Here is a 14,457-nt window from a genome sequence, read left to right as displayed (position 1 = left end):
GCTCCCATGCAGACCGGTAAAATCCATCCTGCAGAAATCGGATTTGATTTCGATGGGGTTATTGCAGATACAATCGAAGCTTTTATCCGTATCGCCTGCGAACAGTACGACTATTGCGGTATAAAACGGGAACACATCACCGAGTTTAGCGTGGAACAGTGTCTTGATATGGATGCAGGTATTGCTGAAGAGATCTTTCTCCGAATCCTCCACGATTCCGTGGGCACCGGTCTTCTTCCGATGCCCGGTGCAGTGGAGGTGCTGACAGAGATGGCAGACCATACACCGGTGACGATCATTACAGCCCGATCCGAAGCTGAGCCGGTACATTACTGGCTCAAGCAGATGTTCCCTGCTCAGATTGCACAGGCTCTGCACGTGGTGGCCATGGGTGACCACGACGATAAGGCCAGGCACATCAAAAGCCTCGGGCTTACCGCCTTTATCGACGATCGCGTTGAAACCTGCCTGCAGTTACGTCAAACCGGTGTTCATTCCATAGTTTTTGCTCAGCCTTGGAATCACAACCGCCAGGGATTGCCCGTTGTCCACAGCTGGACAGATATCCGCACCCTGTGCCTATGAAACAATGGAGGCCGTCAATGCTCTGCCCAACCTGCGGGTCCCAGGTTCAAACCTTTAGAAATCCTGCCCCGACCGTCGATATCATTATAGAAGTTGAAGATGGTATTGTTTTGATCGAACGAAAAAACCCACCATACGGATGGGCCCTGCCTGGTGGGTTCGTTGATTACGGCGAGTCGTTTGAAGAGGCTGCCCGCCGAGAGGCTGCCGAAGAAACCGGATTGTCTGTAACCCTGACAACACAACTCCATACCTATTCCGCCCCGAATCGTGACCCACGCCAACACACAGCTTCAACCGTGTACATTGCCACAGCCAGCGGCAAACCGGAAGCCGCAGATGACGCGCAACACGCTGCAGTCTTTCGCCGGGAAAACCTGCCGCCGCTGGTCTTTGATCATACCCGTATCTTACAGGACTACTATGTTTTTAAACAAACCGGCAAACGACCTGTCCTGTAAAAAAACCGACAGGCATTGACGGCACAATACATCATTGCCCTGTTGATTGCTCCACCTGCAGGGTACCCACCTCCAGGGTGGAAAGAGGGTGCACCCGGACCTTTCCAGCCGGTGCCGAGACCGGTGTGTCTGCAGACGAAGGAGACAAAGTAACAGCTGCCTGCATTTCTGAATCATCCCGTCCATTCGTTCCGGAGACAACCGTATCCGGAGCTGCCTGTTCCATCGCAGGATGGTCTGCCGTTATAATCGGCCTGATCTGAATCTTTTCAGATGGCCGGCTCAGAAAAGGGATTGAAAAATCAGCATCTGTAACGTTTTTGTACCAAAGTACGAGCAAAGAGGCTGTTAAAAGACCTGCACCGGCTACCAGGCAGACCACCAGCCATCGTGCAGCTCGTGTTTTTGACTGCGGTTTTCTGAATCTTATATGGTTCTGATTGCTAATCCGGGGTTCCGGATCGATGCTGAACTGCTGTTCCGGATCCGGGACAAGTGGAGCCGATGCCCTCATTTTCAACGTCAGTACCGCTGCTCCGGCCAATGCCCGTGCCTCATCGGCAACCCCGGGCATATCGATGACCACCTTTTCTATCTCTTGATACAGTTGCTCAGCCTGGGCACGTTCACCACCTGCAACATGGGCCCGGGCACGCTGCAACAGCTGTTCCGCTTCTGTCAGTACGGCTGCCAGTTCATCGGCCAGCTTCTGTTTTTGCTGTGGTGCAATCACGTCTCCAAACTGACGAAAGAGAAATCGGGCCTCAAAAATGCGTTTTTCCGCAATTCGTGCCCGTATTGAGACAATCGGATCCTGTAGCTGACGATTTTGATTGATGGTTGCCATCATACTTAACCGGACAGGAAAAATTTCAACACCGCATAGGTCAACAGCCCCGCACCTACGGAGCCATAGAGCAGCAGTCAGGGAGTACAGCCATCACCGATTTTTTTCAAAAGAACTATAAAGGCGGCAATACCGACAACGAATGCCACGCCGATAAGCAACAACTCTTTCATGAAACCTCCCTGAAGAAAAGAAAGCTATTTATCCTCTTATCCTTACCCCTTTCTTCTTACGTAACCGTATCGCCTTAGGGGTGATCTCCACCAACTCATCATCATTGATATACGAGATACAGTCCTCAAGACTCATGTCTACCGGTGGAACAAGTATAACCGCCTCATCCGTTCCGGATGCACGAATGTTGGTCAATTTTTTGCCTTTGGCCGGATTTACAATCAGATCAGCAGGCCGACAATGTTCGCCGATGATCATGCCGGAGTAAACAGCAACGCCCGGACCTAAAAAAAGTCTACCTCGTTCCTGGAGATTAAACAACGCATAGGCGACTGACGTGCATGTCTCCTTAACAACCATCACACCGTTGATCCGATTCTGAATCTCTCCGGCATGGGGGCCCCATTCTGCAAAAACGTAGTGCATCACCCCCATACCATGGGTATCGGTCATGAACACGGAACGATACCCCAGCAGGCCACGGGTCGGCACCTTAAACTTCATACGGGTCATTTCTTTCTCGACCTGCATGTCGATGAGCAGCCCTTTAAGCCTGCCAAGTTTTTCAATCACCACTCCCTGAAACTTTTCATCAACATCCACAAACAGCTCTTCATACGGTTCCATGAGCTGACCATCAATCTCGCGAACAATCACCTGCGGACGAGTCACTTGAAACTCGTAATCTTCACGACGCATCTTTTCAATAAGAATAGAAAGATGCAGCTCGCCGCGACCGGAAACCCGATAACCGATCTCGTTGCTGAGCGGTTCGACCTGAAGAGCCACATCGGAGAGAACCTCGCGGGAAAGGCGTTCCTCAAGATGACGGGAGGTGACATACTTGCCGTCCTGACCGGCAAAAGGTGAGTCGTTGGGAATAAAATTCATTGAAATAGTGGGCGGGTCAATCTCAATGAGCGGCAATGGCTGAGGATTGGTGGGGTCGGTAAAGGTAACGCCGATGGTCACATCTTCCATACCGGCAACAGCTACAATATCCCCCACCTGTACATTTTCGACCGGTACCTTCTGGTTACTCGCAAAGCCGAAGATCTTGCTGATCCGTACGGGGTTAATGGTCCCGTCACGGCGGGAAACCACCAGCGGAGTACGCAGACTGAGTCGACCATTCAAAAGTTTGCCGATCCCTAAACGGCCAAGATACGGTGAATAGTCAATGGTGCTGATCTGCAGCTGCAAAGGGGCATCAGGACTGCCGGATGGTGGCGGCACATGATGAATGATCATCTCGGAAACAGTCTGCATACCAGTGTCCACAGTCACCGGGTCATCCGGTTGATGAACAGCGTAGCCGGCCTTGGCAGAGGCATAGACCACCGGAAAGTCCAGGATATGATCCGGAGCACCGAGCCGGTCCAGCAGGCCGAAAACCTGATCCACAGCCCAATCGCACCGGGCTGCAGGTTTGTCGATCTTGTTGATCACCACCAGGATCGGCAACTTGGCAGCCAGTGCCTTCTTTACCACGAAAAAAGTCTGCGGCATCGGCCCCTCTTGCGCATCCACCAACAGGAGTGCTCCATCTGCCATATGCAGCACCCGTTCCACCTGACCACCAAAATCGGCATGACCGGGAGTGTCGATAATATTGATCTGATAATCACCATACGTATACGAACCGTTTTTGGAAGTAATGGTGATACCGCGTTCACGCTCAATCTCCATGGAATCCATCAGCCGATCGGCCACATGTTGATTATCACGAAACATACCACTTGAACGAAATAACTGATCAACCAGGGTGGTTTTACCGTGATCAACGTGGGCGATAATAGCGACATTACGAATAAACTGCTGTCTCATACTACTCCTGACTTTCTGATGGGTTCCTGCTTATTGCAACAAGGGATGAAAAAACCAACGGTTTGACAAGAGATGACGGCAAATATTTTCGTGCCGTCCCAGCGGCCTGTATCCTGTCAAAAACTTTATTCATGTAAAAGATCAGAGCTGCAATGATCTGATCCTGCCTTCAGTCAATCGGGTCCAGACCACCTGTCCCCACAGTATATACGGTGCATCTGCATCCACCGTTATCGGGATTATTCCCGCCGTCGGTAATAGAGGGGCACACTGCAGATTGGCGACATACATCCACCGGTCATTGTCCTCAGCAAACAGATAAGAACAGCATACACCCCCTGTCAATTCAAACAGAAGATATCAGTATCCCGGGAAAACAGCAAAAGTACGATCATTTGGAATTGACCCCGTTGTGACCACCGATTAATTTCTACTTTCAACCTGATTATCCACCAAATCTCGAATGGATGCATGCCGTGAAATGGATGCGAATGGAGCCTGAACACCTCCGGGCCTACTTAAAGAGACTTGATCACCATACTTTTACACATCCGGATCAGGTCTCTCTACATACGTTACAGGCAGCTCATCTCCTCTGTGTACCGTTTGAAAATCTCTCCATCCACTGGGCGGAACCGATGCGGCTGTCTCCAGAACATTTCTACCGGAAGATCGTCACAGAAAATCGAGGGGGCATATGCTACGAAAACAATATTCTCTTTGCAAACCTTTTACGCTCGCTTGGGTACAAAATCGACCTTCTTTCTGCTCAAGTCGCCCAGGAGGACCGTACATTCACACCTGCGTTTGATCATGTTGTCCTGCTTGTGCATCTTGAGGAAACCTGGCTTGTGGATGTCGGCTTTGGAGATTCATTCAGAGTTCCGCTTCTGCTCAGAACCGGGACTGTTCAAACAGAGCAGGGGCGATCGTACAGGATTGATCGCCAGGGGAACGACTACCTGGTTCAGCAGAACATCCTCCAGAAACAGTGGACTTCCCTTTTTAAATTCACACTGTCTCCAAGGGAAATAGCCGACTTTCAAGGTATGTTTAAGTTTCATAGAGACTCACCTGCTTCTCATTTCAGAAAAACTCCTCTGGCAACACTCGCCACACCTGACGGCAGAAAAACATTGACCGGCAGCACATTTATTTACACAACTCTATGCGGACTGCGTACAGAGTGGAGAGTGAGCAGGAAGGTTCACCCTGATGTCCTCAACAGGGAATTCGGTATCAGACGGACCGTTGCGCAGATGGATAAAAACAGATAGCATAAGTTTATCGCTAACCGGAAAAGACATATTATGACAGGTTTTGAATCAGTTCTTACCGCAATGGAAGCAGATTATCTCATGATCAGCACCCGCCTGGCCGGCGCACTCCTTGCCGGTGGAGTTATTGGGTTTGAACGGAGCTATCATGGACGACCGGCCGGTTTTCGGACACATACACTGGTCTGCCTGGCTTCAAGTCTCCTGATGCTGGTCACGTATTATCAGTGGAACTGGCTGCCGGGGGTACCCCTGGACACAGTTCGTACCGATCCAACCAGAATGGCACAGGGGATCATGACAGGCATCGGTTTTCTTGGTGCAGGTGTGATCTTTAAAGAGGGTCAATCGGTGCGCGGATTAACAACCGCAGCATCAATATGGATTACCGCAGCCACCGGGATTTTGATCGGCATCGGGTTCTGGTTTCCGGCAATCATTGCAACTCTGTTAGCCTTGGGGATACTCTCGGTTTTCCGGTGGATCGAGGGAAAGTTACCGTCAAATTTTTATGCACACCACAGCATCTGTTTTGATCGAAACCACGTATTAAACGAAAATGAAGTTATCAGTTTACTGACCAAACACGGTTTTACTGTCGACAACATGCAGTACCAGACTTCTGATGATGGCCGGTCCTTTGAATACAGAATGGTCATCGGCACTGTTGATTCAAACAAAATGGCCGTCCTGGCTGAATCTTTACGCCAAATGCCCCTGGTTCGCTGTTTCCGCATATCTCCAACCGGAGATTGACCGGGGGAAGGATCCGCCATCTACACGGGTTAACCGGCGGTCGCTTCAACCTCTCCCCTGATCCCCGGCCAACAGAAAGAAAGCACCTGTCACGATCGAGTCAGTCGAGCAACAGGCAACTCTGCACAGCGACTAATTTTACCACATCCTTCCCCTTGTCACCTCATTTTTGATCTCGTTCATCTCTCTTTATTGAACATTTTATGAACTTTGCACTGCAGATCATCCAATAAACAAAGATGCCGAACCTGTAATATCCGGAAAAAACGCTGCTCACCATTCCGCAAACACTGTCCGTCGAATTGCAGCGGAACGACGCAGGACCGGAACATGCTCATCAACATAATCAATGACCCTGGCCTGTTTGTTCATGGCCGGTCGCATTATACGGCCAACCACCTGCAACAGCCTCCCCTCAAACTTGATCGGCGTGGCCAATACCAGGGTGGACAGACCGGGACAGTCAAACCCCTCTCCGATCAACTGCACAGTGGCAATCAGTATAGTCACCTGATCTGACTGAACATCTTCAACAATCCTTGCCCGTTCTTCCGGAGGTGTCTGACCGGTGAGAACACGGACAGACATATGCTTCTCTGTCAGCAGGTGGGCCAGGATATGACAATGCGCTACTCGATCCGAAACCACTAAAATTGTCCCCTGATGCCCTTGTTCAACCAGGTTCACCACATCGCGGCTAATCTGCCGGTTCCGCTGTTCGTTGACGGTGAGCGCTTTGATCAACCGCGCATACTCTCCCTGGTATCGATAAACAAAAGTGGTTGGTCGCTGTTCAAACACCGGGAGGACAACAGCACCGCTGGCTGCCAGTTGTTTACCATCAACCGTATGGACCCGATCTCCCATATAGATATTGATCAACTGCGTCATACCGTCTTCACGACGAAAGGCAGTGGCTGACAGGCCCAGCATGTACTTGCAGTCAAAGGCAGCCACAACATTGGTAAACAAGCTTGCCGGAACCCGGTGACACTCGTCCACTACAATCTGGCCGAACTGTGCAGGCAACATATCAAGATGTTTTCCGGCAGTATTTACAATGGCCACGGTCACTGGTTGGAGATCAAACAAACCGTCACCTGCCATCCCGGCTTCTATCCCGAGAAACTGTTCGATACGTGAGCGCCACTGGTACATCAACTCTTTAGAATGAACAATGATCAGGGTCGGTTGACACCGATGAGCAATGACGGCCAGAGCCATGACCGTCTTGCCCGATCCGGTAGCCGCCTCGACCACTCCGAAAGAATGCTCCAGGATGGCTGTTACCGCATCATGCTGATACCGGCGAAGTTCACCTGAAAAAGAAAACGAAACAGGAGGCAGCAAACGACGAAGGTCATCAATTTCCGGCGACTGACCGGTTATCCTGCGACAGAGCCGAACGGCCTGGTTACCAAAACCACGGGGGAAAAAAAGGCGGTTTTCTGTTTCATGGTAGAAAAAAAGTTTCGGCTTGAGATTTTTACCGATCCACCGGCCAAATTGTCTGGCTGCCCGGTATTTTGGATTATCGATGGTTAACGCAGAACGGAGCGCAGCAGCGAGATCAGGTGGCATATTTTTCAGACAGCACTGCCGATCAACAGTCAGCACAGGCGGAAGCGGTGAAGGATGCCTACCCCTATTTTTTTTCATACCGATCCTGCATTTTTTTCTTCCAAATGCCCATGGAAGTAGACCTTGACAGCATAAAGAAAATAGAGCATCCTGACGAGTATCCGTTTAAATTTCAATGTATATATTCCCGATAATCAACGCGGCAACAACGCTGCTTTTCACCTCAAAGTCACTATGCACATCTCTCTTGCCCGCAGCGTCATTTGCCTGATAATTGTTCTCCTCCCAGCCCTCCTTACCACCAATGCAATCGGCGACAATACGAAGCAACAGCCGGTTGTGCTTTCCCTGCCTGCAGAAACAGTCCTGACTTCGATACAAAAGCTCTTACCCCTGGAAGTCCCCTCCCAGAGCCGGCAGTTACAAGGTGATATCACCGTGGAGTCTGTAGAGCGTTTAGTCATACACGATAACATCATTACTGTTCACGGAGTGCTCTTCGGACGGAATCTGGTGGCCACAACCAATTTCGGCGGTCAAGATATCCAACTGCGTCTAGGGGAAGTCCGACTCCCCATGATCTGTGATCTCCAGACCCGTTTTGATGCGGTGCGAAAAAAACTGCTGCTCACACCGCATTTTCGTCAAACCGCCCATATTGCCGATGAATCCCAAGACCCCCTGACACCTCTTATCAATGCTCTCAGTGCCCGTGAGTACGTGGTCGATCTTGATGCATTGGAAGCCATTGATCTCAAGGTCGGTGCTCAATCCATTCTTCTTGTCATGGAACCGATCAATATATCGACCCTCAACGATACCCTGGTATTTCACCTGCTGCCCAGAGTCAGTAAGGCCCAGTAAGAGCTTTCTTTTCTTTAACTACAGGAGGACTATCATGCCTGACAACTGCTTGTTTTGCAAGATCATCCGGGGAGAAGTGCCTGCCGATAAACTTTACGAAGATGATGAGGTGCTCGTCTTCCGCGACATTGCTCCCCAGGCCCCGGTGCACTTCCTTGTTATTCCGAAAGAACATCTCACCGGTCCTGCAGCGGCAACGCAGGAGAATGAACGTCTGATGGGGAAATTATTGAGAATAGGTGCTGAAACAGCTGCCAAAGAAGAGATTCCACATTTCAGGGTCGTAGCCAACAACGGCTCACAGGCAGGGCAAACCGTCTTTCATCTGCACGTGCACATCCTCGGCGGCCGATACATGGCCTGGCCTCCGGGGTGAGACGCCCAATATTGCACCACATCTGTCCATTCAGCCACAGCACCAACAGAACACGGGCTGAATAATTATTTGGCTACGCCGGTAACATGCCGTACAGATAGTTGATCACATCTGTACGAGTAACGATACCAATCACCTTTTCTCCCTGCACAACAGGCAGATGACCGATATTCTTCTGTACCATTACATCAGCAGCCTCACTTGCCAGGGCATCGGGAGAGACGGTGGTGACGTTGCGATTCATGAATGCTTTCACCGGACTGTTCCACTGTTTCTCTAAACGTAGTTTCTTCAAATCCCACAACACAACAATACCCTGCAGCCGGTCGTCCTCCTCAACCACAATCCCGCGAATATTTTCTTCTTCCATAATCTGCCGGATCTGATGCATCGGCGTAGCCGGTAACACGCTGGTGACAGGAAAGGACATCATGTCCGCCACCAACGCACTGCTGCACTGTACCTCGTGGAGAGCAGTCAGAATCTCCTGCCGGATCTCATCCGGCACTACACGATCAGCAGTGATGGTTGCCGATCCGGCACCCGGGTGCCCACCCCCACCAAATCGCTGAAGGACTGTGTTCACGTTGATCTCCGGAACACTGCTGCGACCAATGACAAAACAACCACCTTTTTCGTTAACAAAGATAACAAATACCGCGTCAGCATTAACGATCTTTCCATACAACTGCACCACCACCGACAACTCGACATGTTTATCGATGTGCACAACGCCGATCCCCACCTGTTTACCCTTGATTTCATGTTGCTCAGCATCACGCATCAATCGAAACAATACCTTTTTCTGGACTTCACCATACGCCATATGCAGAAAATCAACGACAATATCAAGATCTGCTCCCTGTTCGAGGAGAAAAGCAGCAGCCCTGGCATCTTCCGGGGTAGTGGAACTAAAGGTCAGCTGGCCGGTATCCTCATACAACCCCAGAAGAAACAGAGTTGCCTGAAGCGGACTCAACTGCAGATTCTGCCCCTTAACAGCCCGCACCAGGAGGGTTACTGTGGCCCCGATCTTTTCCACACACTGCCAATGAGGACGGATGTCACCGATACCCGTATGGTGATCCCAAAGCAACAGTTCAACATCCTCTCTATCCTGGAGCTGACTTAACCGCTCAATCCTTCGCCACTGGTTGGTATCAGTGATGATCAGCCGGGTAACACTCTCCAGGGCAACCTCACGGGTCAGAATGATGTTAAAAGATGTCTTATGAAGCGAAAGAAACCGATGGACATTCGGGTTAACATCTGTTGGACAGGCGGCGATTGCATCCGGATAAATCAAAGTTGCGGCAACCATTGACGCCAGCGCATCAAAATCAGTATTACGGTGGGTAGTGACTATTTGCATGGAATTAAATAAACAGGTAGTGGTTCCTGTACAGTAATGCAACAGACGGTTGCAAATTGATCATCGCGATAGAGAATAAAAACAGTGCCCTGTTCGGGTAACAAAAAGGCCGGGACCCCATCTCCATGGTGCGCACCGGCCATAATTTTATCTTGTCAGTACAGTACTCTTAAAACGGTACTTGCGGCCGCGATGCTCTGGACGGCGACGACTCAACCGGCCGGGTTTCTTCCACCTCGCCGGTGCTTGTGCCGTGAAGAACAATATCAACACGACGGTTCTGCCTTCTTCCCTCCTCAATTGCATTGTCTGCGACCGGACGATGTTCGCCATAACCGGTGACAGCAATTCTTGCTGGTCGTACACTGTGCTGATCCATGGCAAAATGAGCCAGATTGATGGCTCTTGCTGTCGACAACTCCCAATTGGAATGAAAAGTTGATGATCGTATCGGCATGTTATCAGTGTGTCCTTCAAAACTGATCTGATTTTCGAAAGGCTGAAGAGATTCGATAATTTTAGCCAGCAGCTCATAGGAAGACGGTTTGACAACCGCACTGGCCGAATCAAAAAAACCAGCCTCTTTCAGACTGATCACCAGTCCGCGTCTGGTTATCTCTATGCTGACCTTCTCCTGCGCATCATGTTCAGCCAGGTAGCGTTCTAAAACAATCATGATGTTTTTAAAATCCTGTCTGGTTGCCTGTCCCCTGGCTGACTGGTCTTGATCAGCTTTCGATTTTTCCGCATTCTTCGGCTGATGACGTATTGACGGTACAGGCAGAATATCGGTCTTGAGTAACATCTCCAGCTTACCTGAGGCAGCACCGGAGCTCATGCCAAAGGCACTTCTATACGATGCGGCAACCTGCTCCACTTTCTTTTTATCGGTTTGCGACATTGCGTACAGGGTGACAAACACGGCAAACAGAAGGGTGATGAAATCAGCATAGGAAACCAACCACCGTTCGTGATTCGCTGCCTTCTCAGGTGCTTTTTTCCGAGCCATTTATCCTTTGCTCCTTCCCTCTTCAGCGACGTCGCCACCCCTTTTTGCATGGCTTCCCAGGTACGAACGCAGCCGTTCTTCGATAAAACGCGGATTTTCACCATTTTGAATGGCTACCACCCCGGCGATGATGATCTCTTTACGTACGGTATCATCTTTTATCCGATTTTTGATCTTGGTGGCGGCAGGCAGACAGATAATATTGGCAGTAACCAGGCCATAAATAGTGGCAACAAAGGCCACGGCAATCCCAGCACCAAGTTTAGAGGTATCCTCAAGGTTGCTCATGACATGGATCAATCCGAGTACGGCACCGATGATACCGATGGTCGGCGCATAACCGCCGGCAGCTTCAAAAAACTCGGCACTCATCTTGGCACTTTCTTCTTCTGCCCCAAGGTCAATTTCCAGTAATTCCCGAATATCCTTGGGCTCGACCCCGTCAACTGACAGTGAAATCGCCTTTTTCATAAACCGGTCTTTGTGGGTTTGCCCCTCCTGTTCCAAGGCAATAATACCATTCTTCCTGGCCTTGGCAGCATAACCACAGATCTCTGTTATGAGGTCGTCGTTTTTCGGTGAACTGGTCAGCAATTTCTTTAAATCTTTAAAAGCACCAAGAGCGACATCAAGGGAAAAACTGACAAAGGCAGCGCCAAAGGTACCACCGAGCACAATAATGGCAGCTGTAGGCTGTAGCAGGGCGGTCAGGTGGAGTCCTTCAAGGACCGCTCCACCGATAATAGCGCCCAACCCCATGGTCAGTCCGATAAGAGTTGCAATATCCATAACTTCAACAACTGGTTAAAAATCCTGAACGAATCTGCACGTTGTTATGTTATCTTATTGTATGGACTATCGTTCTGATTACAAAGAAAAAAATAGAGAGCGGCCTGAGCGCTCAGGAGAAACACCTGCAAACTGCAGTGCAACTCGATCCACACACAGGCCCTTTCCTGGAATAAAAAACAAGGTATTGCCTGTATCCACCGCATCAGAGGGTTACATCCTGTCGAGACTGATGGATGACCCGGACACGAAAATCGATTATCTTATCGATAATCTCCTCCGCTTTTTCACGAACAAGAACATGATCACCATTTATCAATGTAATAATCGTGTCCGGGGTTTGTTCTATCCCCTTGATCAGATCAGGATTCAGGTAAAATTCAGAATGGTTGATCCGGGTCAGCTTGATCATGCCGTCTACAAAAATATCCAATGAAAATCCTGCTGTCACCGACACCTTCGATGAAACAACCGGTTACAGTGAGCCCTCTTCCCGTTTATGCCGTACCCGGCACCACTTCTTTTACATCACTTCAAACTTGATAAGGACCTGATCAGCCTCCACTGCCTGCCCCTTATTGACCAGCACTTCAGTGATAATACCGTCCACCGGCGAGGCAACGCCGCTCTCCATCTTCATGGACTCAAGCACCACCAGGTTCTGACCGCGGAAAACACGCTCACCCTTTTGAGCCAGCACGTCCACAACCAACCCAGGCATTGGGCAGACCAAAACGTTGTCGAGCAGTTTATCGGCTTTCTTCGGCATGTACTGCATCATGGTCCACTCTTTCGGCGTATACACTTCAAAAAGCCGAGAGATGCCGTTGAAACTCATAAAAATGAATGAATCCTGAAACCGGATACGAAAACGATAGGGCAAGCCGTTGATAACCAGTTTCAGTCGGCGCCGGAAGAATTCAAATACCGGAATTTCAACCTTATGTGTACTACCGTCTACGCGAATAGTACAGACCTCTCCACTGACCGGTGTCCCCTCCAGCACCACCTCAAACAAATCTTCATGAGATCGCACCCGGTAATGGTGTGTTCTTCCCATGTCACGTTTACCCCCGATAGTGGACACCATGTGCCGGAGAGATTCACGTACAGCAACGGTCCGCGTGTGGTAAATCAGTGTTGCTGCCAAGGCTGCTAACTGCAAGTACTGCAGTGATGGTGAACGCTTTGAAATTCCTCCTTCAAAATGCTGATCAATAAAGCCGGTGGTCAGGGCGCCTTCAGCAAACTCGGGCAGGCAGATCACACTGGTAACAAAATCAATGTTGGTTGATACACCTTCGATATGATAGCCGTTAAGAGACTCGATCAACAGACGTCGGGCGTCTTCTCGGGTTTTCCCGTGGCAGATCACTTTGGCCAGCATAGAATCGTAGTACACATCGATCTTGCCACCGATATTAACGCCACTATCCACACGGATCCCGCTACCGCGAGGAGCAGCGTACCGAGTTATCATGCCTGTGGAAGGAATAAAACCCCGAGCCGGATCCTCGGCACAGATGCGCGCCTCTATAGCCCAACCTTTGAAGGTGACTCCACTCTGATCAAACGGTAATGGTTCTCCGGCCGCAATACGGAGCTGCAACTCCACCAGATCAAGCCCTGTTATCATCTCGGTCACAGGGTGCTCAACCTGGAGACGGGTGTTCATCTCCAGGAAATAGAAGTTGTGGTGCGCATCCATGACAAACTCGACAGTGCCTGCATTAACGTATTTGGCTTGTCGGGCCAAATCGCAGGCAGCCTTTCCCATCCGCGTGCGCAGATCCGCGGAGACAACCGGCGAAGGCGATTCTTCCACCACCTTTTGATACCGGCGTTGAATTGAACATTCGCGTTCACCGAGATGAACAACATGGCCTTGACTGTCAGCCAAGATCTGAATCTCGATGTGCCGAGGTTGCTCAATATATCGTTCAACAAATACTCGTGTATCATTAAACGCTTTCAGTGTTTCCTTCCGACTGGCTTCAAGCGCCTCCTTCATCTGTTCCGGTTCGCGAACAATACGCATCCCCTTGCCGCCACCACCGGCAGCAGGCTTCAGAAGAACGGGGTAGCCGATTTCTTCGGCAACAGCCAGTGCATCCTCCTCATCTTTGACAGCCTCGATATGTCCTGGAATAACCGGTACTCCGGCATTCTTGGCCAGTTCCTTGGAGGTGATCTTATCTCCCATAACATCAACCGCCTCCACAGGCGGGCCGATAAAGACCAGTCCGGCCTCTTGGACCGCCCGGGCAAAATCAGCCTTTTCCGAGAGAAAACCATAGCCCGGATGAACGGCCTGTGCTCCGGTGGCCTTTGCTGCTGCGATGATCTTATCTATGTCCAGATACGATTGTTGCGATTGGGATTCGCCTATATGAACAGCCTCGTCGGCCAGATGTCTATGGAGGCTTCTGTTGTCAGCATCGGAATATACCGCCACAGTCTGAATCCCCAAACGATTGCAGGTCCGGATGATGCGGATGGCAATTTCACCACGGTTAGCGATCAGTATCTTTTCAAACAT

General features: G+C 50.2%; 14 protein-coding genes. 6 read left to right on the top strand and 8 right to left on the bottom strand.

From position 1 onward, the window contains the following. Window positions 1-6 precede the first annotated feature (6 nt). Both HP555_RS06190 and HP555_RS06185 read left to right on the top strand, forming a co-directional pair. The gene (locus HP555_RS06190; protein WP_199264306.1) at window positions 7-585 is read left to right on the top strand and encodes a 5' nucleotidase, NT5C type; all 579 of its coding nucleotides are present in this window, start codon (window positions 7-9) and stop codon (window positions 583-585) included. Window positions 586-602: 17 nt separating this feature from the next. Continuing rightward, window positions 603-1,046, top strand: a complete 444-nt coding sequence (locus HP555_RS06185) for an NUDIX domain-containing protein (protein WP_199264305.1) — start codon at window positions 603-605, stop codon at window positions 1,044-1,046. 31 nt (window positions 1,047-1,077) lie between these two features. Here HP555_RS06185 and HP555_RS06180 read toward each other — a convergent pair whose 3' ends face one another. Next, entirely contained in the window at window positions 1,078-1,896 is an 819-nt protein-coding gene (locus HP555_RS06180) for a hypothetical protein (RefSeq protein WP_199264304.1), read from the bottom strand. A gap of 198 nt (window positions 1,897-2,094) precedes the next feature. Continuing rightward, window positions 2,095-3,894: a translational GTPase TypA gene (gene typA / locus HP555_RS06175; protein WP_199264303.1), complete on the bottom strand. Its 1,800-nt coding sequence runs from the start codon at window positions 3,892-3,894 to the stop codon at window positions 2,095-2,097. Window positions 3,895-4,379: 485 nt separating this feature from the next. Here typA and HP555_RS06170 point away from each other — a divergent pair, with 485 nt between their 5' ends. Together HP555_RS06170 and HP555_RS06165 are read left to right on the top strand one after the other, a co-directional pair. Next, window positions 4,380-5,171: an arylamine N-acetyltransferase family protein gene (locus HP555_RS06170; protein ID WP_233249291.1), complete on the top strand. Its 792-nt coding sequence runs from the start codon at window positions 4,380-4,382 to the stop codon at window positions 5,169-5,171. Window positions 5,172-5,204: 33 nt separating this feature from the next. Beyond that, a complete protein-coding gene (locus tag HP555_RS06165; RefSeq protein WP_199264301.1) occupies window positions 5,205-5,927 on the top strand; it encodes an MgtC/SapB family protein in 723 nt (240 codons plus the stop codon). A 273-nt stretch (window positions 5,928-6,200) separates the two neighbouring features. Here HP555_RS06165 and HP555_RS06160 read toward each other — a convergent pair whose 3' ends face one another. Next, complete coding sequence (locus HP555_RS06160; RefSeq protein WP_199264300.1) at window positions 6,201-7,586, bottom strand: DEAD/DEAH box helicase; 1,386 nt, start codon at window positions 7,584-7,586, stop codon at window positions 6,201-6,203. A 156-nt stretch (window positions 7,587-7,742) separates the two neighbouring features. On the opposite strand from HP555_RS06160, the gene HP555_RS06155 reads away from it, so the two are divergent. Further along, window positions 7,743-8,372, top strand: a complete 630-nt coding sequence (locus HP555_RS06155) for a hypothetical protein (protein ID WP_199264299.1) — start codon at window positions 7,743-7,745, stop codon at window positions 8,370-8,372. 34 nt (window positions 8,373-8,406) lie between these two features. Continuing rightward, window positions 8,407-8,748, top strand: coding sequence for a histidine triad nucleotide-binding protein (locus HP555_RS06150; protein ID WP_199264298.1), 342 nt, complete (start codon window positions 8,407-8,409; stop codon window positions 8,746-8,748). Window positions 8,749-8,821: 73 nt separating this feature from the next. On the opposite strand, the gene HP555_RS06145 is transcribed toward HP555_RS06150, so the two are convergent. From HP555_RS06145 to HP555_RS06125, 5 genes are all read right to left on the bottom strand, one after another. Next, window positions 8,822-10,120 carry a CBS domain-containing protein gene (locus tag HP555_RS06145; protein WP_199264297.1) on the bottom strand — a complete coding sequence of 433 codons (1,299 nt, stop codon included), beginning with the start codon at window positions 10,118-10,120 and terminating at the stop codon, window positions 8,822-8,824. A gap of 169 nt (window positions 10,121-10,289) precedes the next feature. Further along, window positions 10,290-11,129 carry a flagellar motor protein MotB gene (locus HP555_RS06140; RefSeq protein WP_199264296.1) on the bottom strand — a complete coding sequence of 280 codons (840 nt, stop codon included), beginning with the start codon at window positions 11,127-11,129 and terminating at the stop codon, window positions 10,290-10,292. After that, the gene (locus HP555_RS06135) at window positions 11,130-11,918 is read right to left on the bottom strand and encodes a flagellar motor protein (protein WP_199264295.1); all 789 of its coding nucleotides are present in this window, start codon (window positions 11,916-11,918) and stop codon (window positions 11,130-11,132) included. Window positions 11,919-12,123: 205 nt separating this feature from the next. Then, complete coding sequence (locus tag HP555_RS06130; RefSeq protein ID WP_199264294.1) at window positions 12,124-12,351, bottom strand: flagellar FlbD family protein; 228 nt, start codon at window positions 12,349-12,351, stop codon at window positions 12,124-12,126. A gap of 90 nt (window positions 12,352-12,441) precedes the next feature. Continuing rightward, complete coding sequence (locus HP555_RS06125) at window positions 12,442-14,457, bottom strand: acetyl/propionyl/methylcrotonyl-CoA carboxylase subunit alpha (protein WP_199264293.1); 2,016 nt, start codon at window positions 14,455-14,457, stop codon at window positions 12,442-12,444.

The sequence above is a fragment of the Desulfobulbus oligotrophicus genome, from assembly GCF_016446285.1.
Lineage (GTDB): Bacteria > Desulfobacterota > Desulfobulbia > Desulfobulbales > Desulfobulbaceae > Desulfobulbus > Desulfobulbus oligotrophicus.
Note: the sequence above shows the minus strand (reverse complement) of the source record. Positions and strands in the feature narration are given on the sequence as shown.